We start from the raw sequence: 14064 nt of genomic DNA on the forward strand, positions 1-14064 counted from the left end.
GGGGACTTGGCCGAGGGCCGTGCGGCAGCCCATCGCCGGTGCCGGGCCGACCGGGCGTCAGTCGAGTGGTACGACGAGGTCGGCACGGGCGCGGCCGGGGGCGATGAGGCGGGCGTTGGGCTCGTCGGAGTCGTGGACCCAGCGCTCGGCTCGGGCCCGGGTCCTGCCGTGGCGGACGTGGCGTTCGACGAGTCGGCGGACACGGCAGCGGTCGTCCAGGTCCAGGAACCACACCTCGTCGAGGAGGGCGCGGACCGGCGCCCAGGCGGGGTCGTCGTACAGGAGGTAGTTGCCCTCGGTGACCACGAGGGGTACGTCGGGCGGGACCGGGACGCTGCCCGCGACGGGTTCCTCCAACGCCCGGTCGAAGGCGGGCGCGTAGACCGTGACGCCCGGTTCCGCGGCGCGCAGCCGGGCGAGCAGCGCGGCGTACCCGGCGGCGTCGAACGTGTCGGGGGCGCCCTTGCGTCCGGCGCGGCCGAGGCGGTCCAGCTCGGCCTGCGCGAGGTGGAAGCCGTCCATGGGGACGAGGGCGGCGAGCCCGTCGAGCCGTTCGACCAGGCGGGCGGCGAGCGTGGACTTGCCCGCGCCGGGCGGCCCGGCCAGGCCCAGGATGCGCCGGGTGCCGGGTACGGCGAGGCGACGGGCGCGGTCGGTGAGTCCGGCGAGCTGCTGCGCGTCCATGCGGCACATTGTGCCGCCTCTCAACTAGTGGCTACCAGGCGGTAGCTGGAGCGCCGCATTCCGTCCACCATGTGACGTGAGCATGTCGAGGCGTACGTACCTCTCCCCCCACTGGACACGACCGAGGAGCGAACCTCATGCATCGACGAAGCGGCACACGGCGCTGGAGCCTCACCCTGGCCGCCACGGCGACCCTGGCCCTCGCCTGGCCGGCCCAGGTGACCGCCGCGGCCCCCGCACAGCCGCCCGCCCTCACCGCGACGCACGGCGGCCTGGCCCAGCTCAAGGGCGTCGACTACGCGACCTGGCAGCGCGACGTGGCGGCGGTCGTCGACACCGCCCGCCCCTACCTGGAGCAGCGCATCGCGAACGGGTCCGGCGAGAAGCTGGCGCTCGTCCTGGACATCGACAACACATCCCTGGAGACGGACTTCCACTACTTCTGGGAGTACCCCACCCCCGCCGTCCGCCCGGTCCTCGACCTGGCACGCTACGCCCACGCACACGGCGTGGCCGTCTTCTTCGTCACCGCCCGTCCCGGCATCATCCACGACCTCACCGCCCACAACCTGAAGGCCGTGGGCTACCCGGTGGCCGGCCTGTACGTCCGCGACCTGCCCGATCTGTTCGAGGAGGTGGCCGCGTACAAGACCGGAAAGCGCGCCGAGATCGAGGCGAAGGGCTACACCGTCATCGCGAACATCGGCAACCGCCCCAGCGATCTGACGGGGGGCCACGCCGAGCGCACCTTCAAGCTCCCGGACTACGACGGCAAGCTGTCCTGACCGCCCGGCCCGGCCCGGCCGCGCTCCGGCCCGGTGCCCGTCCGCGCGGGCCGGGCTGCCCGGACTCAGTCCTCGTCGGCGACGAGCCGCAGCGAGACGGGGGTGTGAGATGGGCAAGCGTCGATGATCCTGAGTGCTGTATTGGGTAGTTCGACGCGACCGCTCTTCACGCTCCGTGACCATGAAATATGGTGGGGCGTACACGGACTGTGCTCATAGGATGCGCAGGAACTGCATCGACTACCTGCGGGGGACATGTCGAGAGAGCGGTGGCGGAGGCACCTCGCGGGTGTTCCGCTGCTTGCGGCGTGACTCTGGTGCCCCGGTGTGGCTGAAGCTCACGCCGGAGCCAGTGATTGCCCGCGAGGAGGCCGAAGCCCTGCGAGCCTGGGCAGATATGCCGTTGGTCGTCACTCTGCTGGCAGCGGACCGCGCCGCTGGGGCCCTGCTGCTGGCGAATGTGGAACCGAGTGCCGGTGCGGCAGCTCGCTTGGAATCTGCCCGAGGTCGCGGCCCTGCTTCGAGCACTGCACTCGGTACTGCGGCCGCTCTCACACCGGATCGACTTCCTGTTCGACTTGACTGAACGCAGGATGACGGCCGGCCCGCGCGAACGGCGTGGTTGCCCCGACGGCGCCGGGACTGCGGCGTGTCTGTCGTCGACAGCAAAGGCGTGAACGGTCCTGTCTCGCAGCCGGGTTGCAGCCATGGCCCGGCGTGGGGGCCCTGTTGTCAGTGTTCTGCGTGATCGCCATGGTCGGAGGTCTGGGCCGCGCCCCACTGGTGGAGGGCGTCCACGAGCGTCGGGTCCGCGGTGCGGAACTGGAGGGCTGCGCCGTCGGATCGTTCGGTGTAGGTGATATCAATGCGCCTGGCCCCGGTGGCGAGTTGCTGAAGGCCGGGCATCGCGGTTCCGTGGATCGCCGCGGGATCGGCGTAGTCCCCTGTGCGGAAGCGTTCGGCTTCGTGCGTGAGGTGTTCACGGATGAGGCGCACCTGTTCCGCGTCCACGGGGGCGTCGCTGACGACTTCCTCCCGCAGGCCGTCGGCCGTCGGGATGAACCGGTGTGTCGTCCGGTCGAGGTCGAACGGCATCACTGAGGCGCCGTTCCGGGCGACTTGTTCTTGACGGGACTCACCGTTCGATGACCCGCATCCGGCAAGCAGCGCGGCGCCAAGGGAACCGGCGGCGAACGCGGCAGCGCAGCGCCGTCGCCACGAGGCGCGAGTCTGCCGTCGGGACGGGGCCTTAGGTGCCGGTCGGGTGGTCGAGGTCATGGCTTGCTTCCTCCAGCAGGTGCAGGGTGCGTATGACTGTGCGGCGTTGCGCCTTGGGGACGCGGTCCAGCAACTCGGTGAGCCGCTCGGCGCGCCGTCGGGAGACGTCGGCGGCCACTCGTTCGCCCTGGTCGGTGAGCCCCACGAGCTGCACGCGGCCGTCCCCGGGATCCGCGACCCGGTCGACCCACCCGCGTGCCCTCAACTGGTCCACGAGTCGGCTCGTCGTGGACTTGGTCAGGTGCAGCCGTTCACCCAACACCCGTTGGGGCATGCGCCCGGCGCGCAGGGTGGTGACTGCGTGCGCTTCGGCCGTGGACATCGCCGCGCCGCATGGCGTGCGGTCGGCGTCCAGCAGGCCGAACGCGCGGACGAAGTGAACGAAGGCATCGGCGAAATCCTCCGCCGAGTCGCCGCTACCGAGATCAGACATGGTTGCAATCTAGAACTATCTAGTCCCGACTTGCAACTATCCCTAGCTATCTCCGGTTGTCTGCACAGTCCCTTGTCGTGCCGCCTGACGAAGGCCTCCTGCGGTCAGCTGCGGCCGTAGGCTCGTGCTCACCGTGAGTGGTTGCCAGCGGCATAGTGGTGCCAGGTTTCCTCCGGCTTCGGCTGCGAGTTGGGCGGTGGTGTCGTCGTGGTAGCCGAGCATTCGGGCGACCACCGGTGCGGGGGCCTGGAGCACGAGGTGGCGGATCGCCGCCGTGAGTCCCCGCTGGGTGGGGAAGCCCAGGTGAAGGAGCCGGAGTTCCAGAGTGTCCGGGGTCATGGGTTGTCCGGCCCGGCGGCCGGGGAAGAGCCATCGGGCGTCGGGGTTAGCTGCGGTCCTGGTGTTCGGTCACTGGCCCAGGTAGTCCAGCAGCATCCCGGCGAAGGGGACGGGGACGGGCGACGGCGGGCCCCCGAGCCGGACGAGGATCTCGCTGTCCTTGTACTGGACGTCGTCGGTGCCGAGCCGGGCGATCCGGGTGATCGGCTGCGCGTAGAGAAGGACGAGTACTGCGGCGACGCGGTCCTGGAGCGGCACGTCGTCGCGGGTCACGAGCTGTCGCAGCAGCGCGAGCCACTGGTGCTGGGCGAGCGGGGCGGGGTTGCTCGTGGAGCGGTGCCCCCGGGCCCGGGCCCTCATTGCGTTCGGCAGCGGAACTCGCGACGCTCAAGCAGAACCGAGCTGAGTGCATTCGCCGTTGGTCTCGAAGAGCTTCAGCGAGGCGTGAATGCTCTTCAGGTCAGCTGCGGCACCGCTGAGTTCCAGAGCAACGGCTGCCGTGAGGTTGTCCCTGAGCAGTGGCTGCTGAATCTGTTCTATGAGGTCTAGAGCCCGCACTGCCCGAGCATTCTGCTCTGCGTCCTCACGAAGGTCAGCCAGTACCTGAATCATCATCCTCCGCTCTTCGGCACGGTTACGGAAGAAGAAGAACGACAAGACCTGGGAAAAGGCTCCAGCAGCGGTCACGACCACGGCCAGCACCAGGTCATCCGCACGATAGATTCCGACCAGAATCCCTGCCGCGATGATCACATATCCCAGGACCGCAGCTGCGATCGCGGCGAAGAAGCTCACGTCGGCTCGTCGGCCGACCTTGGTGTAGTAGGCCTTGAGAAGCTGAGAGAGGGCCACCTGCGCCGGGGCCTGTGTCCCCTCGGGGGGGGGGAGCCTCAACTGCTCTTGCGGCAGGCTGCTGTGGCCGGACAAGGCAGAGCTTGACGCAACCGGACGCCGATGCTCTGCCTGCGACTAGTACGCACACAGAGTAACGGTCAGCGCGATTCGGCCGGAGAACACGCGACACCTGAACATGCGGTCCTACCAGTCTCAACCCCCGAGACGGAGTTGATGCAGTAGCGCTGGTCCGTCGGGGTCGAGTAACCCTCGCCCTCGAAGACGTGACCCAGGTGGGAGCCGCAGAGGGCGCAGCGGACCTCCGTACGGACCGTACGAGCGGTCCTCGATGAATTCGACAGCGTCGGAGTCCTTCGGGTCGTAGAAGGACAGCCAGCCGTCATGGTTCGCATATTCACACAACTCACGGTCGGGGCCCTGTCCCTCGGTTCGGCGTGGGTCCTCGGCTGTGCAAGGGCCCGGAGTCACGCGGACCCGACAGAGTCGGTGTCAGTGGCACCGCATACGGTCTGCGCATGGTTGGCCAGACCCCTTCGACACACGACTTCGCGACCTGGGAGCCTCTGATGCGGCTCGTGCGAGCCGCCCATGGGGAGCGCCTTGCTGTCCCCGGCGGTCGCGTCGCGGGAGACATCGGCCAGGGCGGTTGGAGTGTGCCCCTCCCACGACGGATGCCGCCGCTGGGCCGAGCAGCCCAGGTTGAGGACATGCAGGACGAGTACGACGCGGTGGAGCGGGTGCGCAACGCGCTCTTCAAGGACGGCATCGATGCCGTCTCGTTCACTGTGGAGATCTCACGCACCGGGAAGACCGTGCTTCGTCTACTCAAGCCCAGCCCTGCTGTGGAGCCTGGCATCGGCCCGCACCCGGGGGCGCTCATCCTGGTCGAGGGCTCCCTTCCCGAGCCCTGGCACCGTCTCCCCGATCCGGTGCCTTCGGCGGTGCCGGCGCCGTCGGCGGACCCGGCGCTGCTGGAGCAGACGCTGCGAGAACGTCTACCCGACGCCGTCGGTGCCACCAAGGCCGAGATCGCTGCCGCGGAGGCACGCCTCGGCATCGTGCTGCCCGACGAGCTCAAGGCGCTCTACCAAGTGACACAGGCCGACTGGGAGGATTGGGGTGACGACTACGAGGCGGCGCAGCACCACTCCAAAGAGGTCCGCTGCGAGCTCTCCGGGCTGGAGGACCTGTACGTCGCCGAGGCAGCGACTCGCTACTGCCCCTGGCAGTTCGCGGCGATGGAAGCGGTCGACACCCGGCCCGACGCCGTCGTGCAGCAGGTGGTCGGCTCACCTGGCTGGATCGTCTTCGGCGACAACGGCGGCGGCGACCGGCTGGCCGTCGATCTGACGCCCGGCCCGCGCGGACACACGGGGCAGGTCATCATGCTCTCCCACGAGGAGAGCGTCGGCGCCGCGCTGGTCGCCGACTCCCTCACCGACCTGATCCTGGACCGGCCCAGCGCGGAACCCGCCCGCCGGGAAGAACGGCAGCCGCCGACCGTGGCCTGGGTCAACACATCGAGCCTGGGCAGCATTGAGGCGGCCGTCCATCCGGGCTTGGAAGTCCTGTCCATCGGCGTGTGGGACGGTGCGCCGCTCAGCCTCGCTCCCCTGGCCGGCCTGCCGCGACTGCGAACCCTCACCGCATACGTCGGCACACTCGCCGACCCCCTGGAAATCGCCGAACTCACCGGGCTGGAGTTCCTGGAGCTCGGGCCCAAGGAGTGGCGCGTCCTCATCGACGCCGGAGCCGTTCCGCGCAGCCTGTCGGCAGCCGCCATCGAGGTGCGTCACGGCGAGGATCCCCTGGCCGTCGCGGACCTCGCCAACGAGCTCCTCGCCCTCTGGGACCGGCCCCCGATCATCCAGACCGTCATCGAAGGCGACCTCGGTCCAGTGGCGTAGGCGGTGGTTATCCGGCGTCCCACTCGCCGGAGCGCCGTGGTTGGCCTCACAGCACCCGCGCCTCACAGGGCACTCGGCCACGCCACGGTTACGAAACCCGTCCGCAGCCGCCTGCGCGGAGGGGTCACTCCACAGACGTGGGCGTCATCCTCGGCTGCGGTGCCGCCGCCGTGCAGCAGTCTCCCGTGCCAGCAAGCAGAGGCTGCCTATCGCCGAAGGCCCTGACGATCGTTCGATGAGCCCGGCGCCGACCGCGCGTACGGCCTCAAGACGGAACTGCTGCACGCCGATCAGCGCGCGAATGAAGGGCTTGTTCGCGGGGCTCACCGTATGCTCCAGCGGCCTCGCTGACTCCAGTGCGGTCGCGGCGGCGTCGGCCTGGGTCTGGATCAGACGGTTGACTGCCGGGCTCTGCGGTCTGCCCGGCAGCAGGTCGTCCGGGCTGATGCCGCAGTCTTCGAGGGCCTCCACAGGGATGCCAAGTCGCCCTGTGCGGAGATCCGCCGCGAGGTCTTCCAGGAAGTCGAGACGCTGCATCGCCGAGATCAGCCTCTCGCAGCAGCTGATGAACTCGTCCAGGCCGGGAGACCCGGCAGGAGCCAGAAGGCCCGCCGTGAGCATGAGGGCGGGCAGTGAGTAGCCGGTGACGTACCGGTCGAACTCCGCCTCGGTGGCGAACTCCTCCCAAGCGACTTCCAGCGCGGCCCCGTCGAGAAAGTCCCCGACACGGGCCCGCATGTCCGGGTGCCGCTCTGCGGTGTGAGCGAGCACACGCAGCACCGGAAGATCGGCGACTCCGGTGGTACAGGCCTTCTCTACCAGCCCGGTCCACTCGGCCAGGGCCGCCTTCCGCTCGGCTGCCCCGCCCTGGTCGACACGGTTGTCGGTCTCGTGCATGAAGGCGACGGCCGCGACGACGTCGGGTTGGAGAGCCGACGGCAGCAGAAGCCGTACGGCCAGGTACTCGGCTCGCGCGAAGCGGGCAACCACACGCCGCTGAAGCGCGTAGTCGCGCCGCAGCGACGGGTCCGCTATGCCCGCCTGCCGCAGGACGCGCCCCCACATGCGTTCCCCCTGTGCTCAGTCCTCGTCGGCGACGAGCCGCAGGGAGACCGAGTTGATGCAGTAGCGCTGGTCCGTCGGGGTCGGGTAACCCTCGCCCTCGAAGACATGGCCCAGGTGGGAGCCGCAGCGGGCGCAGCGGACCTCCGTACGGACCATCCCGTGTGATGTGTCGACCAGAAGTTCGACCGCATCCGAGTCGTGTGCATCGTAGAAGGACGGCCAGCCGCAGTGGGAGGCGAACTTCGTGCCCGAGGTGAAGAGTTCGGCGCCGCAGGCGCGGCAGGAGTAGACGCCCTTGGTCTTCGTGTCGGTGTACTCGCCGGTGAAGGCGGGCTCCGTGCCGGCCTCGCGCAGGACGTGGTACTCCTGCGGGGACAGCTCGGCGCGCCACTGCTCGTCCGGCTTCTCGACGTCGTACGGCATGGTCTGCTCAGCTCCCTCGGCTCGGGTCAGTCCGCCAGGCGGTCCAGGATCCTCGGGCCGAGGTCCGTGACATCGCCGGCGCCCATGGTCAGAACGAGGTCACCGGGCCGTGTCATTCCCGCGATCACGTCCGGGACCGTGTCCTTGGCGGGGACCGGCGTCACGTCGGCGCCCGCCGCGGCGGCCGCGTCGGTGATCAGGGTGCTGGTGACACCCGGGATCGGGTCCTCGCGGGCCGGGTAGATGTCGAGGACCAGCGACCGGTCGGCGAGGGCCAGGGCCTGGCCCATCTCGGTGCCCAGCTCCTGGGTGCGGGAGAACAGGTGCGGCTGGAAGACCACCAGGAGGCGGCGGTCGGCGCCGGCCGCGGCGCGCATCGCCTCGAGGTCGGCGGTCATCTCGGTGGGGTGGTGCGCGTACGAGTCGATGACCTGGACGCCCGCGGCCTCGCCCTTGAGCTGGAGGCGGCGGCCGACGCCGGTGTACGCGGTGAGGGCCTGGGCCAGGGCGGCCGGGTCGATGCCCGTGCGGACGCCGGCGGCGAGGGCGGCGGCGGCGTTGTGGGCGTAGTGGCGCCCGGGCACGGAGACCGTGAAGGTGTGCTCGGTGCCGTCCAGGGCGACCGTGACCTCGCTGGTCATGCCCTTGGGGGTGATCTTCAGGATGCGGGCGTCGGAGTCTGCCGACTCGCCCACCGTCAGGATGTTCAGGCCCTCGCGGCCGCGGACGCGGGCCGCCAGCTCCCGCGCGCCCGCGTGCTCGCCGACGATCAGCGTGCCACCCGGGCGGATCTTGGCGACGAACGCCTCGAAGGACTCGTAGATCTCGTCCATGGAGGCGTAGTTGGCGTGATGGTCCAGCTCGACGTTGAGGACGAGGGCGACCTCGGGGTCGTACTTCTGGAAGCTGCGGTCGCTCTCGTCCGCCTCGGCGACGAAGAGCTCCCCCTCGCCGTGGCGGGCGTTGGTGCCGGGGCCCGCGAGGTCGCCGCCGATGGCGTACGACGGGTCCAGGCCCAGCTCGGTGAGGGCGACGGCCAGCATCGACGTGGTCGTGGTCTTGCCGTGGGTGCCCGCGACGGCGATGGCGCGCAGGTCGTTCATGCAGGCGGCCAGCGCGTCGGAGCGGTGCACGACCGGGATGCCGAGCTCGCGCGCGCGGGTCAGCTCGGGATTGTCGGCACGGATGGCGCTGGAGACGACGACACAGCTGGCGTCGTCGGCCAGGTGGTGCGCGGCGTGGCCGATGTGGACGGTCGCGCCGAGCGCGCGCAGCGACGCGGCGGTCTCGGACTCGCGCGCATCGCTGCCGGCGACCTTGGCCCCGCGCTGGGCGAGGATCTTCGCGATGCCCGACATACCGGCGCCGCCGATGCCGATGAAGTGCGGCCGTTCCATGGCGGCAGGGATGGCGGGTGCCATGCGTGATCTCCCCGGGGGTGTGTCGTACGTGCGGGGGCCCAGCCTATTCCTTGTGCGCGAACAGCTTGAGCACCGGTACGCCGACCTTGTGCCGGGCGCGGGAGGCCCAGTCGCGGTGGAAGAACTCCTCCACGTAGTGGGGGGCGGTCAGCACGATCACCTCGTCGGCCTCGGCCTCCTCCACGACGGCCTTCATCTTGTCCAGCGGGTGGTCCTCGACGACCTGGCCGACGGCCTGGCAGCCGGCCTCGCGCAGGGCCAGCACCGATCGCTCCAGGGCGATCTCGACGGGGCGCTGCCCGTCCTTGGCGGACAGCTCGTCGCCTTCCTTGGTGACGTCCTTGAGCCTGCCGATGGCGACGTCGTCGATGGCGCGCAGCAGGGCGTCGGCCTGGTCACCGCGGGGCTGCATGAGCACGATGAAGGAGACACTCTCGTCTCCGTGCAGAGTCGTGACGAATTCCACGTCAACGGACGACAGCGGTTTCTCGATCATCAGAACGCTTGTGAACACCTTCGGAGCCCTTCTGCGGAAACCATCCTTCCCCGTGCCCGCACGGGGTCTGCGAAGTTAAGTGTGCCCACCGCGAGGTAACCGGAACGGTAAATTCCGCTCGATTGTCGGATCGGTGTCAGATCCGCCGGTACCGGGTGAAGAGAAAACCGTCCTCCTCCAGCACGGACGCCAGTGCGAACCGCGCCGGTACGGCGACGGACGGCCCGCCCGCGATCCGCTGAGCGCCCCCCGCCGTGAGCAGGGGAGCGACGGTCAGGCACAGCTCGTCCAGCACCCCGGCCGCCACGAACTGGCCCAGCAGTCGCGGTCCGCCCTCGGTGAGCTGCCGGTTCAGCCCGCGCCCGGCCAGTGCCCGCACGGCCTGCTCCGGTTCCACCCCGGGCCCGTCGCCCGCGACGATCACCTCGGCGCCCGCCTTCTCCGCCGCGCGCACCCGGTCGGGTGGCGCCGCCGCACCCGTCAGGACCAGCGTCGGGACGAGCGGCGCGGTGAACAGCGGCAGCGAGAAGTCCAGGTTCAGCGAGGCGCTCACCACCGCGATGGCGGGCGCGGGCCCCTGTCCGGCCTTCCTGCGCCGCGCGGCGAACGCCTCACGCGCGCGTGCCGGGCGGTATCCCTCCTGCCGTACGGTCTCGGCGCCCACCACGATCACATCGGCCAGGGCCCTGAGCGTGCCGAAGATCCGCATGTCGGCGGCGGACGAGATGGGCTCCGAGCGGCCTTCGTGCTGGGCGGCGCCGTCCAGGGACGACACCATGTTCGCGCGCAGCCAGGGGCGGTCGTGCGGGTGCGCGTAGGCATCCGCGAGCTCGTCGAGGGACCATTCGTGATCTCCCGGCACGGGAGCCCCGGCGGAAACGGGCGGTGTCTGGTCGGTCACAGGGAACAGGCGTCGCATGTCGAGCAGTCTGGCACGGCGCTTACAGTGGGGAGCGTGTCGACGAGTGCCCTGACCGAAGCGGTCCCGCTGTCCCTGTGCGCCCGTGAGCCGCACGTCCCCGCCGACCGTCTGGTCGCCGAGATGGTGCCTCCGCCGCGCTTCGACGCGGTGCGCTTCGACACGTACATCCCGGACCCGAACCAGCCCAGCCAGTCCGAGGCCGTCAAGGTGCTCGGCTCCTTCGCCGACGGGCTCGGCGGCGCGCACGCGACGGGGGCCGGGAAGCGCCGCTGGTTCGCCCGGAAGCCCGCCGCACCGACGGGGCCGCGCGGGGTGTACCTGGACGGCGGGTACGGCGTCGGCAAGACGCACCTGCTGGCGTCACTGTGGCACGCCACTCCGGCGGAGCCCGCGCTCAAGGCGTTCGGGACGTTCGTGGAGCTGACCAACCTGGTCGGCGCGCTCGGCTTCCAGCAGACCGTGCGGACGCTCAGCGGGCACCGGCTGCTCTGCATCGACGAGTTCGAGCTGGACGACCCGGGCGACACGGTGCTGGTCTCCACGCTGCTCGGCAAGCTCGTCGACGCGGGCGTGGCCCTGGCCGCCACCTCCAACACACTGCCGGGCAAGCTCGGTGAGGGCCGGTTCGCCGCCGCCGACTTCCTGCGCGAGATCCAGGGCCTGTCCGCGCACTTCCGGCCACTGCGGATCGACGGTGAGGACTACCGCCACCGCGGGCTGCCCGAGGCACCGGCGCCGTACTCCGACGAGCAGGTGACGAAGGCGGCGTACGCGACATCCGGCGCCTCCCTCGACGACTTCCCGCACCTGCTGGAGCACCTGGCCCGGGTGCACCCGAGCCGGTACGGGGCGCTGACCGACGACCTGACGGCGGTCTGCCTCACCGATGTGACGGCCGTGCCCGACCAGTCGACCGCGCTGCGGCTCGTGGTCCTCGCGGACCGGCTGTACGACCGGGAGATACCCGTGCTCGCCTCCGGGCTCGCCTTCGACCGGCTGTTCAGCGACGAGATGCTGAACGGCGGGTACCGGAAGAAGTACTTCCGGGCGATCTCCCGGCTCACCGCCCTGGCGCGGGACGCGAAGGGGCTGGTCACGCAGTAAGTTGGGGGGCCGTAAGCCTCAACCGTCCGTCCACGTCCTGGCGTCGTACGGCGTCCGAAGGGATCCGGCATGGCCACCACGCGTCACGCGCACACCGTCTGGGAGGGCAACCTCACCGAGGGCACGGGCACCGTGACCCTCGACTCCTCCGGCATCGGCTCCTACCCGGTCTCCTGGCCGGCGCGCGCCGAGGAGCCGAACGGCATGACGAGCCCGGAGGAGCTCATCGGGGCCGCCCACTCCAGCTGCTTCTCGATGGCGTTCTCCGGCGCCCTCGCCCGGAACGGCACCCCGCCGACCCGGCTCACCACGAAGGCCGACGTCACCTTCCAGCCCGGCACCGGCATCACGGGCGTGCACCTCACCGTGGAGGGCGAGGTCCCGGGCATCGACGAGGCCACCTTCGCCAAGGTCGCGGAGGATGCCAAGGTGAACTGCCCGGTGAGCCAGGCGCTCACGGGTACGAAGATCACGCTCACCGCGTCGCTCGCGGGCTGAGCGAGGGGCGTTCTCCGACGGTCCGGCCGCCGCCCCCGGGGAGGGGCGGCGGCCGGTTCCGTGTGTACGGGCAGGTGGCCACGGGCCGGACGCAGCCCGGCGTGTACGGGCACGTCAGGGCCGTCGGGGACATCAGGGCACGTCGGGGCACGTCGGGGCACGCACGGGTGTGCATGGGTGCGTGCGGCCGAGTACGGGCCTGTACGGATGCGCGTGACTGCGTACGACTGCGTACCGGTGCGCACCCGTGCGTGCAGGCATGTACCGGCGGCCTCGGAAGCAACTCCGTTCGTATGGTTCACCTGCCGCCACACAGCGTGATACATGTGTGCGGATCCGTCACGTCAGTCATTCCTGTCCGCCAACAGGGAGTTGCCATGTCCGCAACACGACGTCACGTCCTCGCCCGCACCGGCTCCGCACTCGCCGGTATCGCCTTCAGCGGCGCGGTCTCCGAGCTCTTCGCCGGAACCGCCTCCGCCGCCACCCACACCGGGACCCGCGGGTACGGCCCGCTGGTGCCCGATCCGGCCGGCCTCCTCGACCTCCCGCGCGGCTTCCGCTACCGGGTGCTGTCCCGGGAGGGCCACCCCCTCCGTTCCGGCGAGGGCAAGGTGCCCGGCCGGCACGACGGCATGGCCGCCTTCGCGGGCCGCCACGGCCGTGTGCATCTGGTCCGCAACCACGAGAACAGGGCCACGGCCGCCCTCGGCGTCCCGGCCGTCGCCGGTCTGACGTACGACCCGGCCGCCAGAGGCGGCTGCACCGCCCTCACCCTCGACGCCTGGGGCGGCGTCCTGGAAGAACGGGTCGCCCTCGCCGGCACCGCGGTCAACTGCGCGGGCGGCAGCACGCCCTGGAACACCTGGCTCACCTGCGAGGAGACCGAGGATCTGGCCGGCACCGACGGCTACACCGAGGACCACGGCTACGTCTTCGAGGTCGACCCCGCCGACCCTCGCCGCGGCGGAGCCTTACCGCTCACCGCCATGGGACGTTTCCAGCACGAGGCCGTCGCCGTCGACCCGCTCCGCGGGGTCGTGTACGAGACGGAGGACGCCTTCGACCGGCCGTTCGGGCTGTTCTACCGCTTCCTGCCGGACCGGCCGCTCGGCGGCCCCGGATCGCTGCGCGCGGGCGGCGCCCTGGAGGCGATGCGCGTACCGGGTGTACCCGACCTGTCCGCCGTACAGGAGCCGGGCGCCTGCTTCGACGGCGTCGCGTGGGTCCCGGTACCCGACAGCCAGGCCCGGCGGACACCCATCCGGCTCCAGGACTTCGGCCCGAAGGGCATCACTCACGCGCAGAAGCTGGAGGGCTGCTACTGGGGCGGGCTGTCCGTGTACTTCGTCTCCAGCTTCGCCCGCGCCTCCGCCGGCTCGGCGGCCGACCACTACGGCCAGGTGTGGCGGTACGACCCGTACCGGTGCCGCCTCACCCTGGTCGTCGTGTTCGGGCCGGACACCGACGTCCAGCTGCCCGGCGAGTCGCCCGACAACATCTGCCTCGCACCCGGCGGCGGCCTGATGGTGTGCGAGGACGGCGGCGGCGCCCAGCACGTGTACGGGCTGACGCGCAGCGGCGAGGTGTTCCCGATGGCCCGCAACGCCCAGAACACAGGGACGGAGGACGCCCCGGAGTGGGGCGAGTTCGCGGGCGTCGCCTTCTCCCCCGACGGCCGGACGATGTACCTGAACTGCTACGCGCCCGGTACGACGTTCGCGGTCACGGGCCCCTGGCGCTGAGGCAGCCGGTCGGCCGGGCCGCCGACGGGTGGCCGGCGTCGCGGACGCCGGCCGGTCGGCCCGGCCCTCGCGGGAGGGGGCCGCCGACACGAGCGGGCGCGTCGCCGAC

Annotated in this window: 16 protein-coding genes; 5 read left to right on the plus strand and 11 right to left on the minus strand. The window is 70.7% G+C overall.

Features of this window, described 5'->3' with window-relative positions; genetic code table 11:
* Positions 1-57 precede the first annotated feature (57 nt).
* Complete coding sequence (locus FVS66_RS10495) at positions 58-693, minus strand: nucleoside/nucleotide kinase family protein (protein WP_149180748.1); 636 nt, start codon at positions 691-693, stop codon at positions 58-60.
* A gap of 128 nt (positions 694-821) precedes the next feature.
* Between FVS66_RS10495 and FVS66_RS10500 the strand changes: the two genes are divergently transcribed.
* Positions 822-1469 carry an HAD family acid phosphatase gene (locus tag FVS66_RS10500; RefSeq protein ID WP_149180749.1) on the plus strand — a complete coding sequence of 216 codons (648 nt, stop codon included), beginning with the start codon at positions 822-824 and terminating at the stop codon, positions 1467-1469.
* A 732-nt stretch (positions 1470-2201) separates the two neighbouring features.
* Here the strand turns inward: FVS66_RS10500 and FVS66_RS10510 are convergent.
* From FVS66_RS10510 to FVS66_RS10535, 5 genes are all read right to left on the minus strand, one after another.
* Positions 2202-2747 carry an aspartate carbamoyltransferase gene (locus FVS66_RS10510; protein ID WP_262386915.1) on the minus strand — a complete coding sequence of 182 codons (546 nt, stop codon included), beginning with the start codon at positions 2745-2747 and terminating at the stop codon, positions 2202-2204.
* Positions 2719-3180 carry a MarR family transcriptional regulator gene (locus FVS66_RS10515; protein ID WP_149180750.1) on the minus strand — a complete coding sequence of 154 codons (462 nt, stop codon included), beginning with the start codon at positions 3178-3180 and terminating at the stop codon, positions 2719-2721. The genes FVS66_RS10510 and FVS66_RS10515 overlap by 29 nt, the downstream gene beginning before the upstream one ends.
* A gap of 408 nt (positions 3181-3588) precedes the next feature.
* Positions 3589-3879 (minus strand): hypothetical protein, encoded by a 291-nt coding sequence (locus FVS66_RS10525; protein WP_149180752.1) that lies wholly within the window; start codon positions 3877-3879, stop codon positions 3589-3591.
* Between the two features lie 27 nt (positions 3880-3906).
* Positions 3907-4314, minus strand: coding sequence for a TRADD-N-associated membrane domain-containing protein (locus FVS66_RS10530; RefSeq protein WP_149180753.1), 408 nt, complete (start codon positions 4312-4314; stop codon positions 3907-3909).
* A 197-nt stretch (positions 4315-4511) separates the two neighbouring features.
* Entirely contained in the window at positions 4512-4766 is a 255-nt protein-coding gene (locus tag FVS66_RS10535) for a peptide-methionine (R)-S-oxide reductase (RefSeq protein WP_399225293.1), read from the minus strand.
* Positions 4767-4889: 123 nt separating this feature from the next.
* On the opposite strand from FVS66_RS10535, the gene FVS66_RS10540 reads away from it, so the two are divergent.
* Positions 4890-6281 carry an SMI1/KNR4 family protein gene (locus FVS66_RS10540; RefSeq protein WP_149180754.1) on the plus strand — a complete coding sequence of 464 codons (1392 nt, stop codon included), beginning with the start codon at positions 4890-4892 and terminating at the stop codon, positions 6279-6281.
* Positions 6282-6425: 144 nt separating this feature from the next.
* Here the strand turns inward: FVS66_RS10540 and FVS66_RS10545 are convergent, their stop codons facing one another.
* The 5 genes from FVS66_RS10545 to FVS66_RS10565 all read right to left on the minus strand — a co-directional run bounded on the left by FVS66_RS10545 (position 6426) and on the right by FVS66_RS10565 (position 10605).
* Positions 6426-7346, minus strand: coding sequence for a squalene/phytoene synthase family protein (locus FVS66_RS10545; protein ID WP_149180755.1), 921 nt, complete (start codon positions 7344-7346; stop codon positions 6426-6428).
* 15 nt (positions 7347-7361) lie between these two features.
* Complete coding sequence (gene msrB, locus FVS66_RS10550; RefSeq protein ID WP_149180756.1) at positions 7362-7769, minus strand: peptide-methionine (R)-S-oxide reductase MsrB; 408 nt, start codon at positions 7767-7769, stop codon at positions 7362-7364.
* 26 nt (positions 7770-7795) lie between these two features.
* On the minus strand, positions 7796-9190 hold the full coding sequence (gene murC / locus FVS66_RS10555) for a UDP-N-acetylmuramate--L-alanine ligase (protein WP_149180757.1): 1395 nt from the start codon (positions 9188-9190) through the stop codon (positions 7796-7798).
* Positions 9191-9233: 43 nt separating this feature from the next.
* Positions 9234-9704, minus strand: coding sequence for an indole-3-glycerol phosphate synthase (locus FVS66_RS10560; RefSeq protein WP_149180758.1), 471 nt, complete (start codon positions 9702-9704; stop codon positions 9234-9236).
* A gap of 118 nt (positions 9705-9822) precedes the next feature.
* Positions 9823-10605, minus strand: coding sequence for a pyrimidine reductase family protein (locus tag FVS66_RS10565; protein WP_149180759.1), 783 nt, complete (start codon positions 10603-10605; stop codon positions 9823-9825).
* Positions 10606-10641: 36 nt separating this feature from the next.
* Here FVS66_RS10565 and zapE point away from each other — a divergent pair, with 36 nt between their 5' ends.
* The 3 genes from zapE to FVS66_RS10580 all read left to right on the plus strand — a co-directional run bounded on the left by zapE (position 10642) and on the right by FVS66_RS10580 (position 13955).
* Entirely contained in the window at positions 10642-11712 is a 1071-nt protein-coding gene (gene zapE / locus FVS66_RS10570; protein WP_149180760.1) for a cell division protein ZapE, read from the plus strand.
* Positions 11713-11781: 69 nt separating this feature from the next.
* Positions 11782-12210 carry an OsmC family protein gene (locus FVS66_RS10575; protein ID WP_149180761.1) on the plus strand — a complete coding sequence of 143 codons (429 nt, stop codon included), beginning with the start codon at positions 11782-11784 and terminating at the stop codon, positions 12208-12210.
* Between the two features lie 377 nt (positions 12211-12587).
* On the plus strand, positions 12588-13955 hold the full coding sequence (locus FVS66_RS10580; RefSeq protein ID WP_187645462.1) for an alkaline phosphatase PhoX: 1368 nt from the start codon (positions 12588-12590) through the stop codon (positions 13953-13955).
* The last annotated feature ends 109 nt before the right edge of the window (positions 13956-14064 follow it).

This window comes from Streptomyces sp. TRM49041, from assembly GCF_008271805.1.
In the GTDB taxonomy this organism is placed as follows: domain Bacteria; phylum Actinomycetota; class Actinomycetes; order Streptomycetales; family Streptomycetaceae; genus Streptomyces.

Bases quoted from the DNA above. Each gene is read 5' to 3' on its own strand.
- FVS66_RS10495 (WP_149180748.1), bottom strand. From the start codon at position 693: ATGTGCCGCATGGACGCGCAGCAGCTCGCCGGACTCACCGACCGCGCC.
- FVS66_RS10575 (WP_149180761.1), top strand. From the start codon at position 11,782: ATGGCCACCACGCGTCACGCGCACACCGTCTGGGAGGGCAACCTCACC.
- FVS66_RS10525 (WP_149180752.1), bottom strand. From the start codon at position 3,879: ATGAGGGCCCGGGCCCGGGGGCACCGCTCCACGAGCAACCCCGCCCCG.
- FVS66_RS10580 (WP_187645462.1), top strand. From the start codon at position 12,588: ATGTCCGCAACACGACGTCACGTCCTCGCCCGCACCGGCTCCGCACTC.
- FVS66_RS10545 (WP_149180755.1), bottom strand. From the start codon at position 7,346: ATGTGGGGGCGCGTCCTGCGGCAGGCGGGCATAGCGGACCCGTCGCTG.
- FVS66_RS10500 (WP_149180749.1), top strand. From the start codon at position 822: ATGCATCGACGAAGCGGCACACGGCGCTGGAGCCTCACCCTGGCCGCC.
- murC (WP_149180757.1), bottom strand. From the start codon at position 9,190: ATGGCACCCGCCATCCCTGCCGCCATGGAACGGCCGCACTTCATCGGC.
- FVS66_RS10510 (WP_262386915.1), bottom strand. From the start codon at position 2,747: ATGACCTCGACCACCCGACCGGCACCTAAGGCCCCGTCCCGACGGCAG.
- FVS66_RS10515 (WP_149180750.1), bottom strand. From the start codon at position 3,180: ATGTCTGATCTCGGTAGCGGCGACTCGGCGGAGGATTTCGCCGATGCC.
- FVS66_RS10535 (WP_399225293.1), bottom strand. From the start codon at position 4,766: ATGCGAACCATGACGGCTGGCTGTCCTTCTACGACCCGAAGGACTCCG.
- FVS66_RS10540 (WP_149180754.1), top strand. From the start codon at position 4,890: ATGGTTGGCCAGACCCCTTCGACACACGACTTCGCGACCTGGGAGCCT.
- FVS66_RS10565 (WP_149180759.1), bottom strand. From the start codon at position 10,605: ATGCGACGCCTGTTCCCTGTGACCGACCAGACACCGCCCGTTTCCGCC.
- msrB (WP_149180756.1), bottom strand. From the start codon at position 7,769: ATGCCGTACGACGTCGAGAAGCCGGACGAGCAGTGGCGCGCCGAGCTG.